This window comes from Streptomyces sp. CA-210063 (assembly GCF_024612015.1).
Classification (GTDB): domain Bacteria; phylum Actinomycetota; class Actinomycetes; order Streptomycetales; family Streptomycetaceae; genus Streptomyces.
Genome location: NZ_CP102512.1, coordinates 5,113,788 through 5,128,461 on the forward strand (window position 1 = coordinate 5,113,788; position 14,674 = coordinate 5,128,461).

12 protein-coding genes are annotated in these 14,674 nt (G+C 68.9%); 8 read left to right on the plus strand and 4 right to left on the minus strand.

Going from position 1 to position 14,674, the window contains the following annotated elements:
* Positions 1-101: 101 nt before the first annotated feature.
* Both helR and JIX56_RS22195 read left to right on the plus strand, forming a co-directional pair.
* Entirely contained in the window at positions 102-2,318 is a 2,217-nt protein-coding gene (helR, locus tag JIX56_RS22190) for an RNA polymerase recycling motor ATPase HelR (protein WP_257542950.1), read from the plus strand.
* A gap of 279 nt (positions 2,319-2,597) precedes the next feature.
* Positions 2,598-4,148: an eCIS core domain-containing protein gene (locus JIX56_RS22195; RefSeq protein WP_443031854.1), complete on the plus strand. Its 1,551-nt coding sequence runs from the start codon at positions 2,598-2,600 to the stop codon at positions 4,146-4,148.
* Between the two features lie 59 nt (positions 4,149-4,207).
* Here JIX56_RS22195 and JIX56_RS22200 read toward each other — a convergent pair whose 3' ends face one another.
* The 4 genes from JIX56_RS22200 to JIX56_RS22215 all read right to left on the minus strand — a co-directional run bounded on the left by JIX56_RS22200 (position 4,208) and on the right by JIX56_RS22215 (position 7,618).
* Positions 4,208-4,699: a hypothetical protein gene (locus JIX56_RS22200; protein ID WP_257551026.1), complete on the minus strand. Its 492-nt coding sequence runs from the start codon at positions 4,697-4,699 to the stop codon at positions 4,208-4,210.
* A gap of 171 nt (positions 4,700-4,870) precedes the next feature.
* The gene (locus tag JIX56_RS22205) at positions 4,871-5,734 is read right to left on the minus strand and encodes a GNAT family N-acetyltransferase (RefSeq protein WP_257542951.1); all 864 of its coding nucleotides are present in this window, start codon (positions 5,732-5,734) and stop codon (positions 4,871-4,873) included.
* A gap of 118 nt (positions 5,735-5,852) precedes the next feature.
* Positions 5,853-6,341, minus strand: a complete 489-nt coding sequence (locus tag JIX56_RS22210; RefSeq protein ID WP_257542952.1) for a GNAT family N-acetyltransferase — start codon at positions 6,339-6,341, stop codon at positions 5,853-5,855.
* Positions 6,338-7,618, minus strand: coding sequence for a tetratricopeptide repeat protein (locus JIX56_RS22215; RefSeq protein WP_257542953.1), 1,281 nt, complete (start codon positions 7,616-7,618; stop codon positions 6,338-6,340). Before JIX56_RS22215 ends, JIX56_RS22210 begins: the two co-directional genes overlap by 4 nt.
* A gap of 540 nt (positions 7,619-8,158) precedes the next feature.
* On the opposite strand from JIX56_RS22215, the gene JIX56_RS22220 reads away from it, so the two are divergent.
* The 6 genes from JIX56_RS22220 to fxlM all read left to right on the plus strand — a co-directional run bounded on the left by JIX56_RS22220 (position 8,159) and on the right by fxlM (position 14,477).
* Positions 8,159-8,359, plus strand: a complete 201-nt coding sequence (locus JIX56_RS22220) for a hypothetical protein (RefSeq protein WP_257542954.1) — start codon at positions 8,159-8,161, stop codon at positions 8,357-8,359.
* On the plus strand, positions 8,356-8,616 hold the full coding sequence (locus tag JIX56_RS22225; protein ID WP_257542955.1) for a hypothetical protein: 261 nt from the start codon (positions 8,356-8,358) through the stop codon (positions 8,614-8,616). Before JIX56_RS22220 ends, JIX56_RS22225 begins: the two co-directional genes overlap by 4 nt.
* Before the next feature lie 262 nt (positions 8,617-8,878).
* Positions 8,879-9,025, plus strand: coding sequence for an FxLD family lanthipeptide (fxlA, locus tag JIX56_RS22230; RefSeq protein WP_257542956.1), 147 nt, complete (start codon positions 8,879-8,881; stop codon positions 9,023-9,025).
* Between the two features lie 73 nt (positions 9,026-9,098).
* Positions 9,099-12,113, plus strand: coding sequence for a lantibiotic dehydratase (locus JIX56_RS22235; RefSeq protein ID WP_257542957.1), 3,015 nt, complete (start codon positions 9,099-9,101; stop codon positions 12,111-12,113).
* Positions 12,110-13,261: a lanthionine synthetase C family protein gene (locus JIX56_RS22240; protein WP_257542958.1), complete on the plus strand. Its 1,152-nt coding sequence runs from the start codon at positions 12,110-12,112 to the stop codon at positions 13,259-13,261. The genes JIX56_RS22235 and JIX56_RS22240 overlap by 4 nt, the downstream gene beginning before the upstream one ends.
* 10 nt (positions 13,262-13,271) lie before the next feature.
* Positions 13,272-14,477: a methyltransferase, FxLD system gene (gene fxlM / locus JIX56_RS22245; RefSeq protein ID WP_257542959.1), complete on the plus strand. Its 1,206-nt coding sequence runs from the start codon at positions 13,272-13,274 to the stop codon at positions 14,475-14,477.
* The last annotated feature ends 197 nt before the right edge of the window (positions 14,478-14,674 follow it).

A 14,674-nucleotide genomic window follows, 5' to 3' on the forward strand; every position in this document is an offset into this window, starting at 1 on the left:
ACAGCAGAGCCATCGAACAGAACCCATGGTCACAGCAGAGCCATCGAGCAGAACCCAAGGTCGTAAGCGACCCCACACTCGGAGCGTTCGGAGTCAATAACGTGAACCCCCCGACCACCACCAGCGCGTTCGACCTCCCCGACCGTCTCTCCGCCAAGGCCGACCCGGAGCTGATCGCCGACGACGGGCGGCACTTCGCGGCCCTCGCGCAGTGCCTGGAGCAGTCGATCGCCGAGGTGACCGCCCAGCTCGACGCCGCGCGCAAGGCACCCGGCGGCCTGGGCCGGCAGGCGATGGACCGGGACACGGAGATCCACCGCCTGACCGCCCGTCTGCGCACCCTGCGCCGCTTCGGCCTGGACCTGTGCCTCGGCCACATGGTGAGCACGGACGACTCCGAGCCCGTCTACATCGGCCGACTCGGCCTCACGGACAGCACGACGGGCCGCCGCCTGCTGATCGACTGGCGCTCCCCGGCGGCCGAGCCGTTCTTCGGCGCGACCCACGCCAACCCGATGGGCCTGACGAGCCGCCGCCGCTACCGCTGGACCAGCGGCCGCATCACCGACTACTGGGACGAGGTGTTCTCCCCGGACGAACTGGACGGACTCACCGACCACCACGCGGCCGCCCTCGACGACCAGTCCGCCTTCATCGCCAGCCTGGGCACCAACAGGTCGGAGCGGATGCGAGACGTCCTCGGCACCATCCAGGCCGACCAGGACGCCATCATCCGGGCGAGCTCGCGCGGCGCCCTGGTCGTGGACGGCGGCCCCGGCACCGGTAAGACGGTCGTGGCCCTCCACCGCTCCGCCTACCTCCTCCACTCCGACCCCCGCCTCGGCCACCGCCGGGGCGGCGTCCTCTTCGTAGGCCCTCACCGCCCGTACCTCTCCTACGTCGCCGATGTCCTCCCCAGCCTCGGCGAGGAGGGCGTACAGACCTGCATCCTGCGGGACCTGGTCACCGAGGGAGCGGCGGCCGGCATCGAGCCCGACCCGGAGGTGGCCCGCCTGAAGTCGTCGGCGGACCTGGTGGGCTCGATCGAGAAGGCCGTCCGCTTCTACGAGGAGCCGCCCACCCAGGGCATGACGGTCACCACCCACTGGTCCGACATCTGGCTGAGCGCCGACGACTGGACGGCGGCCTTCGAAGCGGCGGAACCCGGCACCCCGCACAACGAGGCCCGCCACCAGGTCTGGGAGGAACTCCTCACGATCCTGACCGACAAACACGACGGCGACGCCCCGCCCCACCTCCTCCGCAAGTCCCTCCTGCAGAACAGGGAACTGGTCACCACCTTCAACCGCGCCTGGCCCCTCCTCGAAGCGGCCGACCTGGTCGGAGACCTGTGGTCGGTCCCCGCCTACCTCCGTATGTGCGCGCCCTGGCTCAGCCGGGAGGAAGTGCGGCGGTTGCAGCGCGAGGACCCGCAGGCCTGGACGGTCTCCGACCTCCCCCTCCTGGACGCGGCCCGCCAACGCCTCGGCGACCCGGAGACGGCCCAGCGCAAGCGCCGGCACGCGGCCACCATCGCCGCCCAGCGCGAGCGCATGGAACAGGTCGTCGACAACCTGATCGAGGCCGTATCGAACTCCGGCGCCGACGCCGACGACGGCGAGGGCCTGGTGACGATGCTGCGCGGCGAGGACGCCAAGGTCAGCCTGGTCGACGAGTCCGAACTGACCACCGCGGACCCGGACCTGCTCTCCGGCCCCTTCGCCCACATCGTCGTGGACGAGGCGCAGGAACTGACCGAGGCGGAATGGCAGATGCTGTTGCAGCGCTGCCCGTCCCGCAGCTTCACGATCGTCGGCGACCGCGCCCAGGCGAGGCACGGCTTCACCGAATCCTGGCAGGAGCGGCTGGAGCGGATCGGGCTCGACCGGGTCACCCTGGCGTCCCTGAGCATCAACTACCGCACCCCGGAAGAGATCATGACGGAGGCCGAGCCGGTCATCCGCGCCGCGCTCCCCGACGCCAACGTCCCGACGTCCATCCGCAGCGGCGGCGTCCCGGTCGTACACGGACCGGCCTCGGACCTGGACCCGGTCCTCGACACCTGGCTCGCGGAACACGCCGACGGAATCGCCTGCGTCATCGCCGACCCCGCATCCCGTACGGCCTCCCCCACGGCCCTCGGTACGACGCCCCGCGTCCGCTCCCTCACCCCCGAGCTGTCGAAGGGCCTCGAATTCGACCTGGTGATCCTCCTCGACCCGGAGGACTTCGGAGTCGGCATCGAAGGAGCGGTGGACCGCTATGTCGCGATGACCCGAGCGACGCAGCAACTGGTCATCCTCACGACGGCGACCTGAGACCGGCGGGTTCAGCCCGCACAGGTGAGGGGCCCGGGAGCTGTCTCCCGGGCCTCATGTCGTGCTGCCGCGGCGGCAGTTGACGTCGGCCCCGGCAAGGCCCGACCGGACATGGCCGGGGCCGTGGCCGTAGCCGTGGCTGTGGTCCGCGGGGAGCCCGGTGGCGGTGGGGCCGCTGCCCGTCCGGTCGGTTCATGCTGCCCTTCCGTACCTTGCGCCGGTGACTCCCCGCCGCGTACGCAGGGAAGTTGACGATCTCGCGCCAGAAAAGGGGCTCCCGTGCAGGAACACGAGAAGGCCGACCACTCCGGGGCCGCCGGCAGCCGTACGGCGGCCCGCAAGCCCGCTGCCGCCACGTCCGCCGCGTCCGCGCAGCTGCGTGACCTGCTCGGCCTGCCGGCCGGTGCGGGCAACGGCGCGGTCGTCCAGATGCTCCGCAAGGCCGGTCACCCCTGGGCGCAGGAACAGCACGAGCACAGCGCCGGATGCGGCCACCAGGAGAACGAACAGCGACTCGGACCCGCGGAGCAGCCCGCGGTGCAGCGCTCCGCCGTCCACGACGTGCTGCGCACGTCCGGCCGGCCGCTGGACGACGACACCCGCACCGACATGGAAGCGCGTCTGGGCGCGGACTTCTCCGACGTACGTATCCACAACGACGCCGCGGCCAAGGCCTCCGCCGCCGAGGTCGGCGCCCGCGCCTACACCAGCGGCCACCACGTCGTCCTCGGAGACGGCGGCGGGGACAGGCACACCCTGGCCCACGAACTCACCCACGTCATCCAGCAACGCCAAGGCCCGGTCGCCGGCACCGACACCGGCAACGGACTGAAGGTCTCCGACCCGTCCGACCGCTTCGAGCGCGAAGCCGAGGCGAACGCCGGCAGGGCCCTGGCGGCCGACCCCCAAGCCGCTCCGAACCTGCAACGCCAAGTGGCGCCGCCCTCCCACCCGTCGGCCCCCCTCCCCTCCGTACAGCGCGTCTACGACCACGAGAACCCGGAAAACCCCCAAAACGTCATGACGACCGAGCATTGGGAACGTCAAGCAGGGGTGGTGGGCCAGGACGGTAAGGCCACACCAGCGATGGTCAAGACCAAAGCGGAACTCATGGCCGCGGCCAAGCCGCCGAAGAAGGGTAAGGGCAAGGCCAAGAGCAGTAAGGCGTCCCCGGGGCGCACGATGGATGAAATCATCCAGAGGGTCGGCCCGGATCTCCTGCGTCAACTCCAGGCCAAATCGCCGACGTCCGGAAAGCTGGAGCTGTTCAGGGCCATGAGCGTGGGCGAGGCGCGGAGCGCCCTGGAATACTGGGGCAGCACCGCACAGATTGACGCCCTGCAATACGTGGCGGACGACGGTGGGTCATCGAAGGAGTTCAAGACCAATCACAAGGGCATGACCGTCGGTGCTCACCTGGGCGACAAGGGTCAGGCCGAGTCATACCACAACATGGAGGGTGACGCGTATCAAGTCCTGCTGAAGTTCACACTGAAGCCTGGCGCACACGAGCTTCTTTTCGATCCCGAATACATGGCCCTCGGCCCGAGCTATAAATCCGAACTGATCCGCAAGGCGAATGGCGGAGAATACCAGAATGCGAACCCGAACGAAGGAACGCTGCCCGGTTACCTCGGAGTGAAGCCAGAAGAAAACGAGCCGTTCAGTGTGGCTGTCGCACAGGGCGCCAACGGCAAGAGGGGAAGGGAAGTCGGCCCGAGCCAGCTGCTGTTCCAGCTGTTCGTCGAGAACGTAAGCCTGGTGACCAACAAGTCGGGAACGCCCCTGCCGGGTGAAACCGCGGCGGCCGGCGCTGCCCTGGCCGTGTGATCCGAGCGACGGCGGGAAAGCCTGGAGCAGGCCCGCCTGTTCCGTTCCCGCCAAGTCCCTCAGCCTCGGCGAGCGGCCCCGTCCGGCCACACCACGTCCACCGGGATACCCGCCGCCCGCGCTTCAAGAACGGCATCGGCAGTGCCACCGCCTTTGCCGGTGGGCGGCGCACCGTCCCACACGGCCACGAGCCGATCGGCCCGTTCGACGAGCACGGCGTTGGCGGCCTCGTACGCCTGCCGGTCGGCCGTCGCATAGGGAAGGACGAGGACTTCCTCGGCGGCTTCGACAAGCCGGTCGTAGGAAGCTCCGTGTTCAGCCTCGACGGTGCTCCGACGGTAGTCCCGCGAGGGCACGACGACGACCAGCCGCCCCCCGACGGCGAGCACGGCCTCGGCGAACAGCGTGTCGGCCCCCTTGGCGATACAGGAAACCCCGACGAGCCGCCCGTCACCGGCGTACGGCCGGAGCAAGTCCCCCAAAGCCGCACGCACCAGAGGGACAGTGCCCTCGGCCAGCTCCAGGTGCCCGGTCACCGCGATGGCCGTCACGGTCCCCTCCCCCTTACCGGTCGACATCAGATCGCGGATGTTATCGCGGGCGCGGATGTCATGGCGGGTGTCGCGCCGGGCTGACAGGTTGCGCTGTGGCCGCGCGCGGCTGTCCGTGACGGGTCAGCGCGTTGGCAAGGTGGAGGGAGGCGACTGCGACGTCAGACGACGTCAGACCTTGCGGATCCGGTCGGCGATCTCCGGCCTCGCCGCGAACCCGGCCGCCTTGTACGTCGCGACGCCGCCGACGTTGGAGCTCGGCGTGCACACGCGCACGCTCGACGAGCCCATCTCCCGCAGTGCGGCCGCCCCGGCGACGGTGATCGCCCGGCCATAGCCGCGGCCGCGGTGGTCCGCATGGACGCCCATCGGCTCGACCAGTCCCGGCTTCCCCGGGCCGGCCGACCAGACGGTCACCACCGCCACGGGGTTGCCCTGGTCGTAAGCACCCAGGCATCGGGCGTCGGCGTAGAACGGTCCCGCGGACATCTCGTGCCGGTACTCGCGCGTGGGCTTCGTCGTGTTGAACGCGGACCGCAGCACGGCGGCGAAGTCCTGTGCCTGCTCCAGGCCGATCGCCTTGATCCACACACCGGGGTCCTCCACCGCTTCGGCGAGGTCGCGGAAGAGCGGCGTCCACGGCTCGTCGACACCCCAGCCCTCCTTGGTCAACAGATCGTGGAGCAGCAGGCCCTGCGGCGCCTCGATGAACACCGCTCCTTCCGGCAGCACGCCGCGCTCAGGCAGCGAGAAGTCCTCGACGAGCCGCCGCGCCAAGTCCTCGTCCTGGAAAGCGTCGGGAGCGACCGTCATCCGCACCAGCGTCGGCGAATCCAGCATCCCGACAGCGAGGATCCGTCCGTCCCGGCTCCAGGTCCGAACCGCCGCGGCCGTCTCGGCCGTTCCGAACCGGTAGTTCCAGCCGATGTCCCCGGGATGCAGCTGCATCGGCGCTTCGTCATGCTGCCACTCCCGCAGCGCCGCAAGAGCCTCGCGCACCCCGTCGGCCGTCGGCGTACTCAGCACAATCGTCATAGCCGGGATCTGACACCCCGTCTCGGTGGCATGCAACCGATTAACTGACCATGCGCTTCGGGGTGATGGTGGCGGGAGGTCGATGGCGAGTCCGGTCCCGGCGAGGATGCCGTCGGCTTCAGCGCAGGGCGAGGACCATGACGTCGTACAGCGGGGAGTCAGGGAACGGCAGCTTCTCCCCCGCATGCTCGTACCCCCAGGTCTCGTACATGACCCGCAACCGCGGCCGCTCCCGGCGTACAAGCAGTTCAGCGCGCTTTTCCTGTCGCTGGCTCATCAACTCGTCGTGCATGACCCGGGAGATGCCGCGCTTACGCCACCGCTCGCGGAGCATGTTCTCGCACAGCTTGAACGTCGACACGTCATCGCGAGCCGTGAACCCGTAGGTGAAGCCGGCCACGTCACCACCGACATCGGCGACGACGCACCCCCAGCCACCAGCTGCGACATGACCTTCCAACCGTTCCTCGAAACGCTCCATGGAGAAGAACGGATTGGTGGCGATGTCCTCCGCGTACACGTCGGCGTACACATCCAGGAGGGTTCCGCGGATCTCCGCCAGTTGTGCGCCGGTGTAGTAGCTGGTCGTCAGCAGGTCTACGGTCATGGGGCCACCGCCTCGTATCGTTCGGAAAATTCCATCGCATCAGGTGCAGCACGGTCGACCAGTTCGTCCCGTAGCTGCCTCAGGCGTCCGCCGATCCGGGGACTGTGTACCTCCGGCAGAAGTGCGAGTGCTTCGTTGCCGACCGCCACGGCCTCCTCCAATTCGCCAGCCGCTGACAGGGCGCGACCGAGACGCACGTGGGAGGCAAGTTGATTACGCCGGTACGGGCCCGACTGCACGGCACGCAGGGACGCGCGGGCAGCGCCGACAGCCTTGTCGTACTGCCCCAGGTCCATAAAGCACAGGGCCGCCGTGGCTGACAACTCGCCGACGTTGTAGAACGCCAGCCATCTCTGCGGTTCGACCGGCTCCCGGTCGAACTCCTTCTCGACGCGTAACAGGGACCGTGCGCACCAGCCGGACTCACCCTGAAGCGCGTGCCCCTGGGCAACCCGCGAATGCAGCAGCGACGACAGTTGCCCGTCCCTGCGCCCCCTGGTCTCCTCCAGCGCCGCGCGAGCGATCGAGACGGCCTCACCGCCATGTCCCAACTGCCATGCCTGGTGCGACATCGACGACCAGATCCGAGCCTGGAGCGGCTTGTCCCGGCCCAGCAGGGCGTAGCGCAACCCGGCATCCCACCAACGTCGGGCCTTGTCCTGCTGACCCGCGTCGAAGGCGAACCACCCGGCGCTGGTGGCCATTTCACCGAGCGCTCGGTGGAGACGCACCTCCACGTTTCCGCCGTACGTGCAGCGACGGGCAGCATCTTCTACGTACTTGATGTACCGCGCCGCGATGTCCGACAGCTGCCCTCCCCCGTGCACGTCGTCGATCTGGTGAAGCCTCGCGGCGGCGGCCTGCACACGGTCCACGTCGCTCACACCGAGCCGCCCCGACTCCGGCAGCGGCGGCAGGGCGAGCAGACTTCCGGTCAGGCCGATGATGAACTGACGGCGTCGCACGGGCACATCCTGGGGCGGGGTGCGGGTTCTCCTCCGCACGGTAACTCCCTCGCCCTGTGAGGCGGGAGCCCGAAAACCGAGTTCTTCGGCGGGCCGGCCGAACACCTCCTCCAGCGGGATACGGCTGCGGTCCCTCAGCCAGGAGACCCTTCCGCTCAGCCAGTAACCGACGAGGCGCGCGCTGCAATTGCCGGGCTGACGGGTGGTCCGCTCTGCCGCCGCGTTCACAGCCTCCGCGAGGCCTTCCCTCGTGAACCCGTACTCGGTCATGAGCCGTCGCAGCGTGAGATTCGGCTGGTGTTGAGCCGACATGAGCCCTCCGTCCCCACAATGACGAACCCACCGTAGCGACATGGAAGCGCACCGTGAAACAGAAGTTTCCCGCTCCCGTGAAGTGGTCCGCCCCGAACTTTCCTTTTCTCCTCCATCACGGGAACGGGACCGTGGAATCCGCACGGAACAACGCCATACCCCGGCGAGGCGGCTACCTCCCGGGGCACGGCCGACTGCAATGGAGTCGACAATGCACTGTGTATCACGGGCAATCGTGTGGGTGAGAAGGGTGCTCTTCGGACCGCCCCACCCCGACTACGACACGGCCCGCGACACGGCCGTCCCCGCAACTCCTACAACACTCCCGGGCCTGTCTCTTCGCACCCCCTCACCCGAGATGTGGGCCGCGATCCTCGCCAGCGCACGTCGCCGCCGCACCTCACGCCCGTGGCCGCCCACCGTCCTACCCGCCATCTCCGCCGACGACATCACGAGCACGCTCGTAGGCACCTATCTCCTGGCGCCTGAGGTACACCAACGCGCTCGCGCCGCAGCACGGTTCGCAGAGGAGGCGTGCCGATGACCGACGTCCATAACGGGCGGCCCGCCGCACCTCCTGCCGAGATCCCCATGCTCCGCGCCTACCGGCTGTGGTTCGAGCACACCCGCAAGTGCGCCAGCGGCTGCAAGGGCACCCCCAAGGCCCAGGACGGCTGCGAGGACGGACGCCAACTCTGGGGCACCTACCGCCTCACCCGAATCGGGAAGGCGACGTCATGAGCTGGACCATCGAGCGCACTCCAGGGCAACCCGTGCGCCGCACTGGCAACGAACATCTCGCCGTACCCCTGCGGCTCTTCCTCGCCGGCGGGCACGCCACGGACACCGAGCTGACCCTCACCCTCGTCGAAGCCGAACATCTGCACGCCGCCCTGTGCCGCGCCCTCGACGGCCAGCCAGCGCCCCCGGCCGCACCGGACTGCCGACAGGCAGTTCAGGCCTCGCCCGGAATCGCCCACATTATGAGCCGCGCGTAACCCCTACGAGCGGAAGGACCGTCGGGCCGAACCCTCGACAGGCGCCGTCAAAGGGTTCCTGTCGAGGATGGCCGACACGCAGGTCGCAGGTCGTAGACCGTCCGCCGGGCGAGCCAGCCTGCATGACGGTTCCTTGGCGTGCCTGACGCGGTATCCGCGCAGCCAGTTGCATGCAAGTCCTTGGCAGCCGGGTGCGGGGGTCCCGCGCTCCCCCGTCCGCGCCTCCCGTGGACGGCCCAACCATCCCTTCGGAGGTACTGGAATGGCAATCGCGACGACCGAGACGGCACCAATCACCGACGACTGGCAGCTCACCATCGCGATCACGGACGCGCCGATGCCGGTAGCCGAGGACTGCGACACCAGCGACGGGTGCGAGTCCACCTGCGCCTCCTCCTGCACGAGCTGACCCACACGTCGGAACCGGTGTGGGCATGGCCTACCGCCCTGCCCACACCGACCTAGCCGAACGGGAACCCACGATGAGGCAGACGAGACTGCTCCAACGCAGTGACGCGCTCCTGCTGCGGGCCGCTGTCCTCCCGCTCACCACCCAGCAGACCCGCTGGCCCACCCTGGACGATCCGCCCGACTGCCGCCGGTGGCTTGCTGATATCTGGGCGCGCCCGCCGTTCGCTGCCGCAGTACGGGCTGCGTCTCCCCAACTCGCGCGAGCCGTCCACCACATCCTTGAGGACGCCGACGTCCAACCGAAGCGGTTACGGAAGGCGACGACTGCAGTCGCCCGGTACCTCCTGCGCGCCGCTGGACGCCCCACGCCGTTCGGTCTGTTCGCCGGCGTGACCCCCGCGGAATCTGGTTCTGCCGAGGCCCGAGTGGGTACCGGCCATCGTGCCATCGCCCGCCCGGACACGCTCTGGCTCGACCATGTCCGCCGCGACCTCCAGCGGCGTCCTGACGTCCTTTCCCGCCTGACCTTGCAGGTCAACGACCTGGCAACCAGGCACGGCGACGTGTTGATGCTGCCCCTGTCCGGCGGCCGTATCGCGAGCGTTCCCATCACACGACCGCTCGCTACGGTCCTCGCGCTGGCCACGCGACACCCTGTTCCGTGCCAGGAGATCACCGATCAACTGATCGCGCTGGGCGGCACGGCGGATCAGATCGCACGGCTCCTCACGGACACGTTGGAGGCGAGCTTTCTGATCAGCGACCTGTCAGCGCCACTGACGGAGCCTGACCCGTTGGGGCACATGCTGAGTGTCCTACGTTCCCACATGGATCACCTGAAGCCCGAAACAGCCGGTGTGCTCGACGACTTGGCCGCTGTTTGTCGGCTGCTCGCCGAGCATGACGTGGCAGACGATCCGGCCGCTGCACAGGTGCTGCGCGATACGGCCGAGCAGCGCATGAACGGCATCAGCGACCGAGGCCGGGTGCGACTCAGTGTCGACCTACGACTCGACGCGAGGGTTCGCATCCCAACGCCGCTGCTGGAGGAGGCCGAGCGAGCTGCGGTGGCGCTGCTCCGACTGACCCGGAACGTGGGCGAGAAGCCTCTGTGGGCTGCGTACCACGGCCTGTTCTGGGAGCGGTACGGCGCCGGAAGCCTGATCCCGCTTCAGGATGCGGTCGATCTGGCCGCTGGGGTGGGCCTGCCGGCCGACTTTCCGATGTCGCTGTGGCCAGAGATCACGTCGAAGGCACTTCCGCGCGATGAGCTGCTGATGGCGAGGGCGTGGCAGGCGGCGCTCACCGGCGCCCGGGAGATCCGACTCACGGACGCGGACCTCGATGAACTGTGCGCCCACACCAGCCGCGACGACGAGGCCATCGCCCCGCACGTCGAGATGGCGGTGCGCGTGCACGCGACGTCGACGCAGGCCCTGGACCAAGGTGAGTTCACCGTGTCCGTACGTCCCGCCTGGAGCACCGGCACGCTCACCGGCCGGTTCGCCACCGCCCTCCCCGACAGCGGCCTCGACGAGGTGTATCGACGGCTGCCCACCCTGGTCGACGGCGCTCTACCCGCCCAGCTCTCCTTCGCACCGCTCCATCCGCACGCCGAAAACGTAGCCCGCATCCCAGCTCTACTGTCGTACGTGATTCCCGTTGGCGAGCACCGGGACCCGGCCAACGATCTGATCCCGCTCGATGACCTGGCGGTGATGTCGACGAGCAAACGGCTGCACCTGGTGTGCATCTCGCGGCGCCGTGTCGTCGAGCCGGTCGTCCTGCACCCGCTCGCGCTGGAGAAGCAGGCCCCGCCTATCGCCCGATTCATCGCTCTGTTGGGGCGCGGCTTCGCCACCGCGTGGACTCAGTTCGACTGGGGACCTCTCGCGGCAGGGATGCCGTACTTACCGCGGGTCCGCTACCGCAAGTCGATCCTCTCCCCGGCCCGTTGGCGCCTGGCCGACGCCGACCTTCCGCCGGGGCCCTTCCAACCTGCCTGGCAGTCGGCCATGGCCGACTGGGCACGGATGTGGAAGTGCCCGCAACTCGTCGAGCTGCGGGACGACGACCGCACCCTGCGCCTGGACCTGAGCGAACCACTGCACGCCCGCCTCCTCCACAGCCACCTCCGGCGCCACGGCAACGCCGAACTGCTCGAAGCCCCCGACGAACAGGCCTTCGGCTGGATCGGCCACGCCCACGAACTCACGCTGCCGCTCACTTCGACCCGGCCGCCCCTGCCCCACCCCGACCTGACGTCAGCCCCGATCGTGACCAACCGGATGCTGCCGATGCCAGGTGACCCCCAACAGCCGTGGGTACAAGCCAAGTTGTTCACCCACCCGACGCTCATGGATCAGATCCTCACCCGCGGTCTGCCCGGCCTTCTCGGACCGCTGGGCGGCCCCAACAGCTGGTTCGTGCGCTACCGCACCGCGCAGGAGGAGGACCACCTCCGGCTGCGCATCGCCGCGCACAGCCCAGGGGAACACACGGCGGTGATACGGGCCGTCGCGCGCTGGGCCGCGAACCTACAGAGGGAATCCCTCATCTCCCGGCTCGTCTTCGACGGATACCGGCCCGAGTTCGGCCGCTACGGCACCGGACCGGCGTTGGAATCCGCCGAGGCCGTGTTCGTTGCCGACAGCGACGCGGCCCGGACCGCACTCACCGACCTGCCAGGCCTTGACCGGCACGTGCTGTGCGCACTCGGAATGATCGACACCGCCCGCGGACTCCTCGGTGGCGAGGAAGGCGTCCACTGGCTGGCCACCACACCCGCTCGTGGCCAGGGCCTGCTCAGCGTCACCCGCCAGACGCTTCACCACACCCGTACTGAAGCCGTCCCACAACGCCCAACCAGGACACCCCGCCTGTCCGCAGCGTACGAACAGCGCCGCATCGCCCTCACCGAGTACCGATCCCATCTCACCGACGAGCAGACTGGTCCGGTGCTGGAGTCGCTACTGCACATGCACCACAACCGCATCATGGGCCCGGGCCGCGAAGCCGAGGCAGCATGCCGACATGCCGCCCGGCAGGCATGCCGCTCCCTCCTGGCGCAGGGGGCAGCACGGTGAGCGACTTCGTGCACGACCTGGGTCGCGGCCTCGCCGGGACCGCCCTCTACCAGGCAGTCCTTGCCCGGGACAGCGGGCAGTGGGACACAGTGGCCACCACCACAGCGACTCTGGCGGGACAACCGGTGGCCGTCCATCCCGCTGGTGCGAGCCTCTATCGCGGGGCACCGGCCGTGGCCTACGTCCTCCAGACAGCGGGCCACCCGGCTTACCGCTCCGCACTCGGCAGCCTCGATGACGCGCTCGCCAAGCTCGTACGCACACGCCTCGCGGACGCTCATCGCCGAATGGAGACAGGCCGCCCACCACGCATGTGGGAGTACGACCTGATCTCAGGCCTGACGGGACTGGGTGCACTGCTTCTGCACCGAGGTACGCAACCGGCACTGCTCGACGATGTCCTGCGCTACCTGGTCCGCCTCCTCCAGCAGGCGATCACGGTCAACGGCGAGGAAGTACCGGGTTGGTGGACCTCGGACAGCCCGAGCGGTCGGACCGACGCTGCTTGGCCAACAGGGCACGGCAACTTCGGCATGGCGCATGGTGTCGCCGGGCCCATCGCCCTCCTTGCCCTGAGCACTCGCGCCGGGCACACCACTGCCGGTCAACTCCCAGCCCTCACGGACATCTGCCGTCTGTTGGAAGAGCGAGCGCACTGCTTAACCAACGGCGCCGTCTCCTGGCCGGAGACCGTCACTCTCGACTCATGGATCAACAGATCACCCGTACCGGCCCGCCCCGGCAGACCATCTTGGTGCTATGGCACACCCGGCATCGCACGCGCCCTACAACTCGCGGCAATCGAGTGTTCGCGTACGACGACCCAACGCCTGGCCGAGGACGCCCTCATGACCTGTGCCTCTGATCCCGAACAACTCGCCCACGTCGACAACGCCACGGTCTGCCACGGCTGGGCCGGAATCTGCCTCGCGGCAGAACGCTCGGCCGCCGACACAGCGCAGGACAGCGCACTCCGACGGGTTCTGCCGTCTCTCCACTCCCATTTCGCCACTCACGTGGCCAAGCACCCGCTCCCCGAGACCGCCGGACTCCTGACCGGTGCGGATGGAATCCTCCTCGCTCTCCACGACCTGAACGCCACCCGCGCTACCGCCCCCGCTTGGGATACCTGTCTCCTCCTCGACTGAAAGAGCCAAGGTGAACAACACCCCCGCCCTCGACGACCTCCGCAACCAGCTCGTGGACGAGATCATCGCCAAACGCCCGCTGCCCGCACCGATCGAGCAAGCCCTGCGCACCGTCCGCCGCGACCTCCACCTGCCCGGCCTCAACCAGGCCGACGCCTACACGAACCAAGCCGTCACCATCGAGGACAACCCCAACGGCCCCCTGGCCCTGTCCTGCGCCTCCGTGCCCTCCACGGTCGCGATGATGCTGGCCCAACTCAACCCCCAGCCCGGCGACCACATCCTGGAGATCGGTGCCGGCACCGGCTACAACGCCGCCCTCCTCGCCGAACTCGTCGGCGCCAAGGGACAGATCACCACCATCGACATCGACCCCGGAGTCGCCCTGCACGCCCGCGAGGCCCTCAACCGCACCGGCTACGAAGACGTCAGGGTCATGGAACGGGACGGTCTGAAGGGCGCACCCGAGCATGCTCCCTACAGCCGAATGATCGCCACCGTCGGTCTCTGGGACATCCCCGCCCCCTGGTGGCAGCAACTCGCCGACGGCGGCCGACTCGTCCTCCCCCTCCGCTGGCGCGGCCAGACCCGCTCCATCGCCCTCACCCGCCACGGCAACATCTTCGTATCCGACGACATGGAACTCTGCGGATTCGTCCCCATCGTCGGCCAGACCGGCGAACGCACCACCGAACTGGCCAACGGCACCGTCCGCCTCCACCACGACCAGGACCAGCCGGTCGACCCCGACCGGCTGGGCGAGGTGTTCTCCACCCCGCTCACCGAGCAGTGGTCGCAGACGCGAGTAAGCAGCCAGGAAACCTTCGACGGCATCTGGCTGCGTGCCACAGCCTCCGACGACACGGTCTGCCGTATCGAGGTCACCAAGCAAGCCTTGGCGGAAGAAACTGCACGACGCCCCGCCATCCCCAGCCGGAGCCCCGTCCTTGTCTCCGGCAACTCCCTCGCGTATCTCATCGCCAAGCGGGACGAGGCAGACCCCGAACTACGCTCGCAACTTGGCGCGGTTGGCTACGGCCCCGACGGAACGGCCCTAGCCCACAACCTGATCGCCCACATCACAGCCTGGGGGACCGCCCGCACGGCGTCACCGCGCATGACCGTCCATCCAGTAGACACGCCAGAGAGCGAACTCCCCAGGGGGCATGTCATCGAGAAGGTCGATAGCCGCATGGTGCTGACAGTGCCCAAGTGATCCCAGCAGACCGACTGAGTTACAACTTTCTCCACTGAACTCTCAAGGCGGCTCGCTCCGCTCCCCGCGCGCGGCCCGGCCCCCGGCCGGGCCTGCGCTCCTGTCTCCGCCCCGCTCCAGCCCGGCCGGCGCCCGTGCCGCGCGCACAGCAATTAGCCGCTTGCCGTCAGAGAAGGGGCACGTCGCGGCTGGTGCGG

Bases quoted from the DNA above. Each gene is read 5' to 3' on its own strand.
- JIX56_RS22205 (WP_257542951.1), bottom strand. From the start codon at position 5,734: ATGACGATTGTGCTGAGTACGCCGACGGCCGACGGGGTGCGCGAGGCT.
- JIX56_RS22210 (WP_257542952.1), bottom strand. From the start codon at position 6,341: ATGACCGTAGACCTGCTGACGACCAGCTACTACACCGGCGCACAACTG.
- JIX56_RS22215 (WP_257542953.1), bottom strand. From the start codon at position 7,618: ATGTCGGCTCAACACCAGCCGAATCTCACGCTGCGACGGCTCATGACC.
- JIX56_RS22220 (WP_257542954.1), top strand. From the start codon at position 8,159: ATGACCGACGTCCATAACGGGCGGCCCGCCGCACCTCCTGCCGAGATC.
- JIX56_RS22225 (WP_257542955.1), top strand. From the start codon at position 8,356: ATGAGCTGGACCATCGAGCGCACTCCAGGGCAACCCGTGCGCCGCACT.
- fxlA (WP_257542956.1), top strand. From the start codon at position 8,879: ATGGCAATCGCGACGACCGAGACGGCACCAATCACCGACGACTGGCAG.
- JIX56_RS22235 (WP_257542957.1), top strand. From the start codon at position 9,099: ATGAGGCAGACGAGACTGCTCCAACGCAGTGACGCGCTCCTGCTGCGG.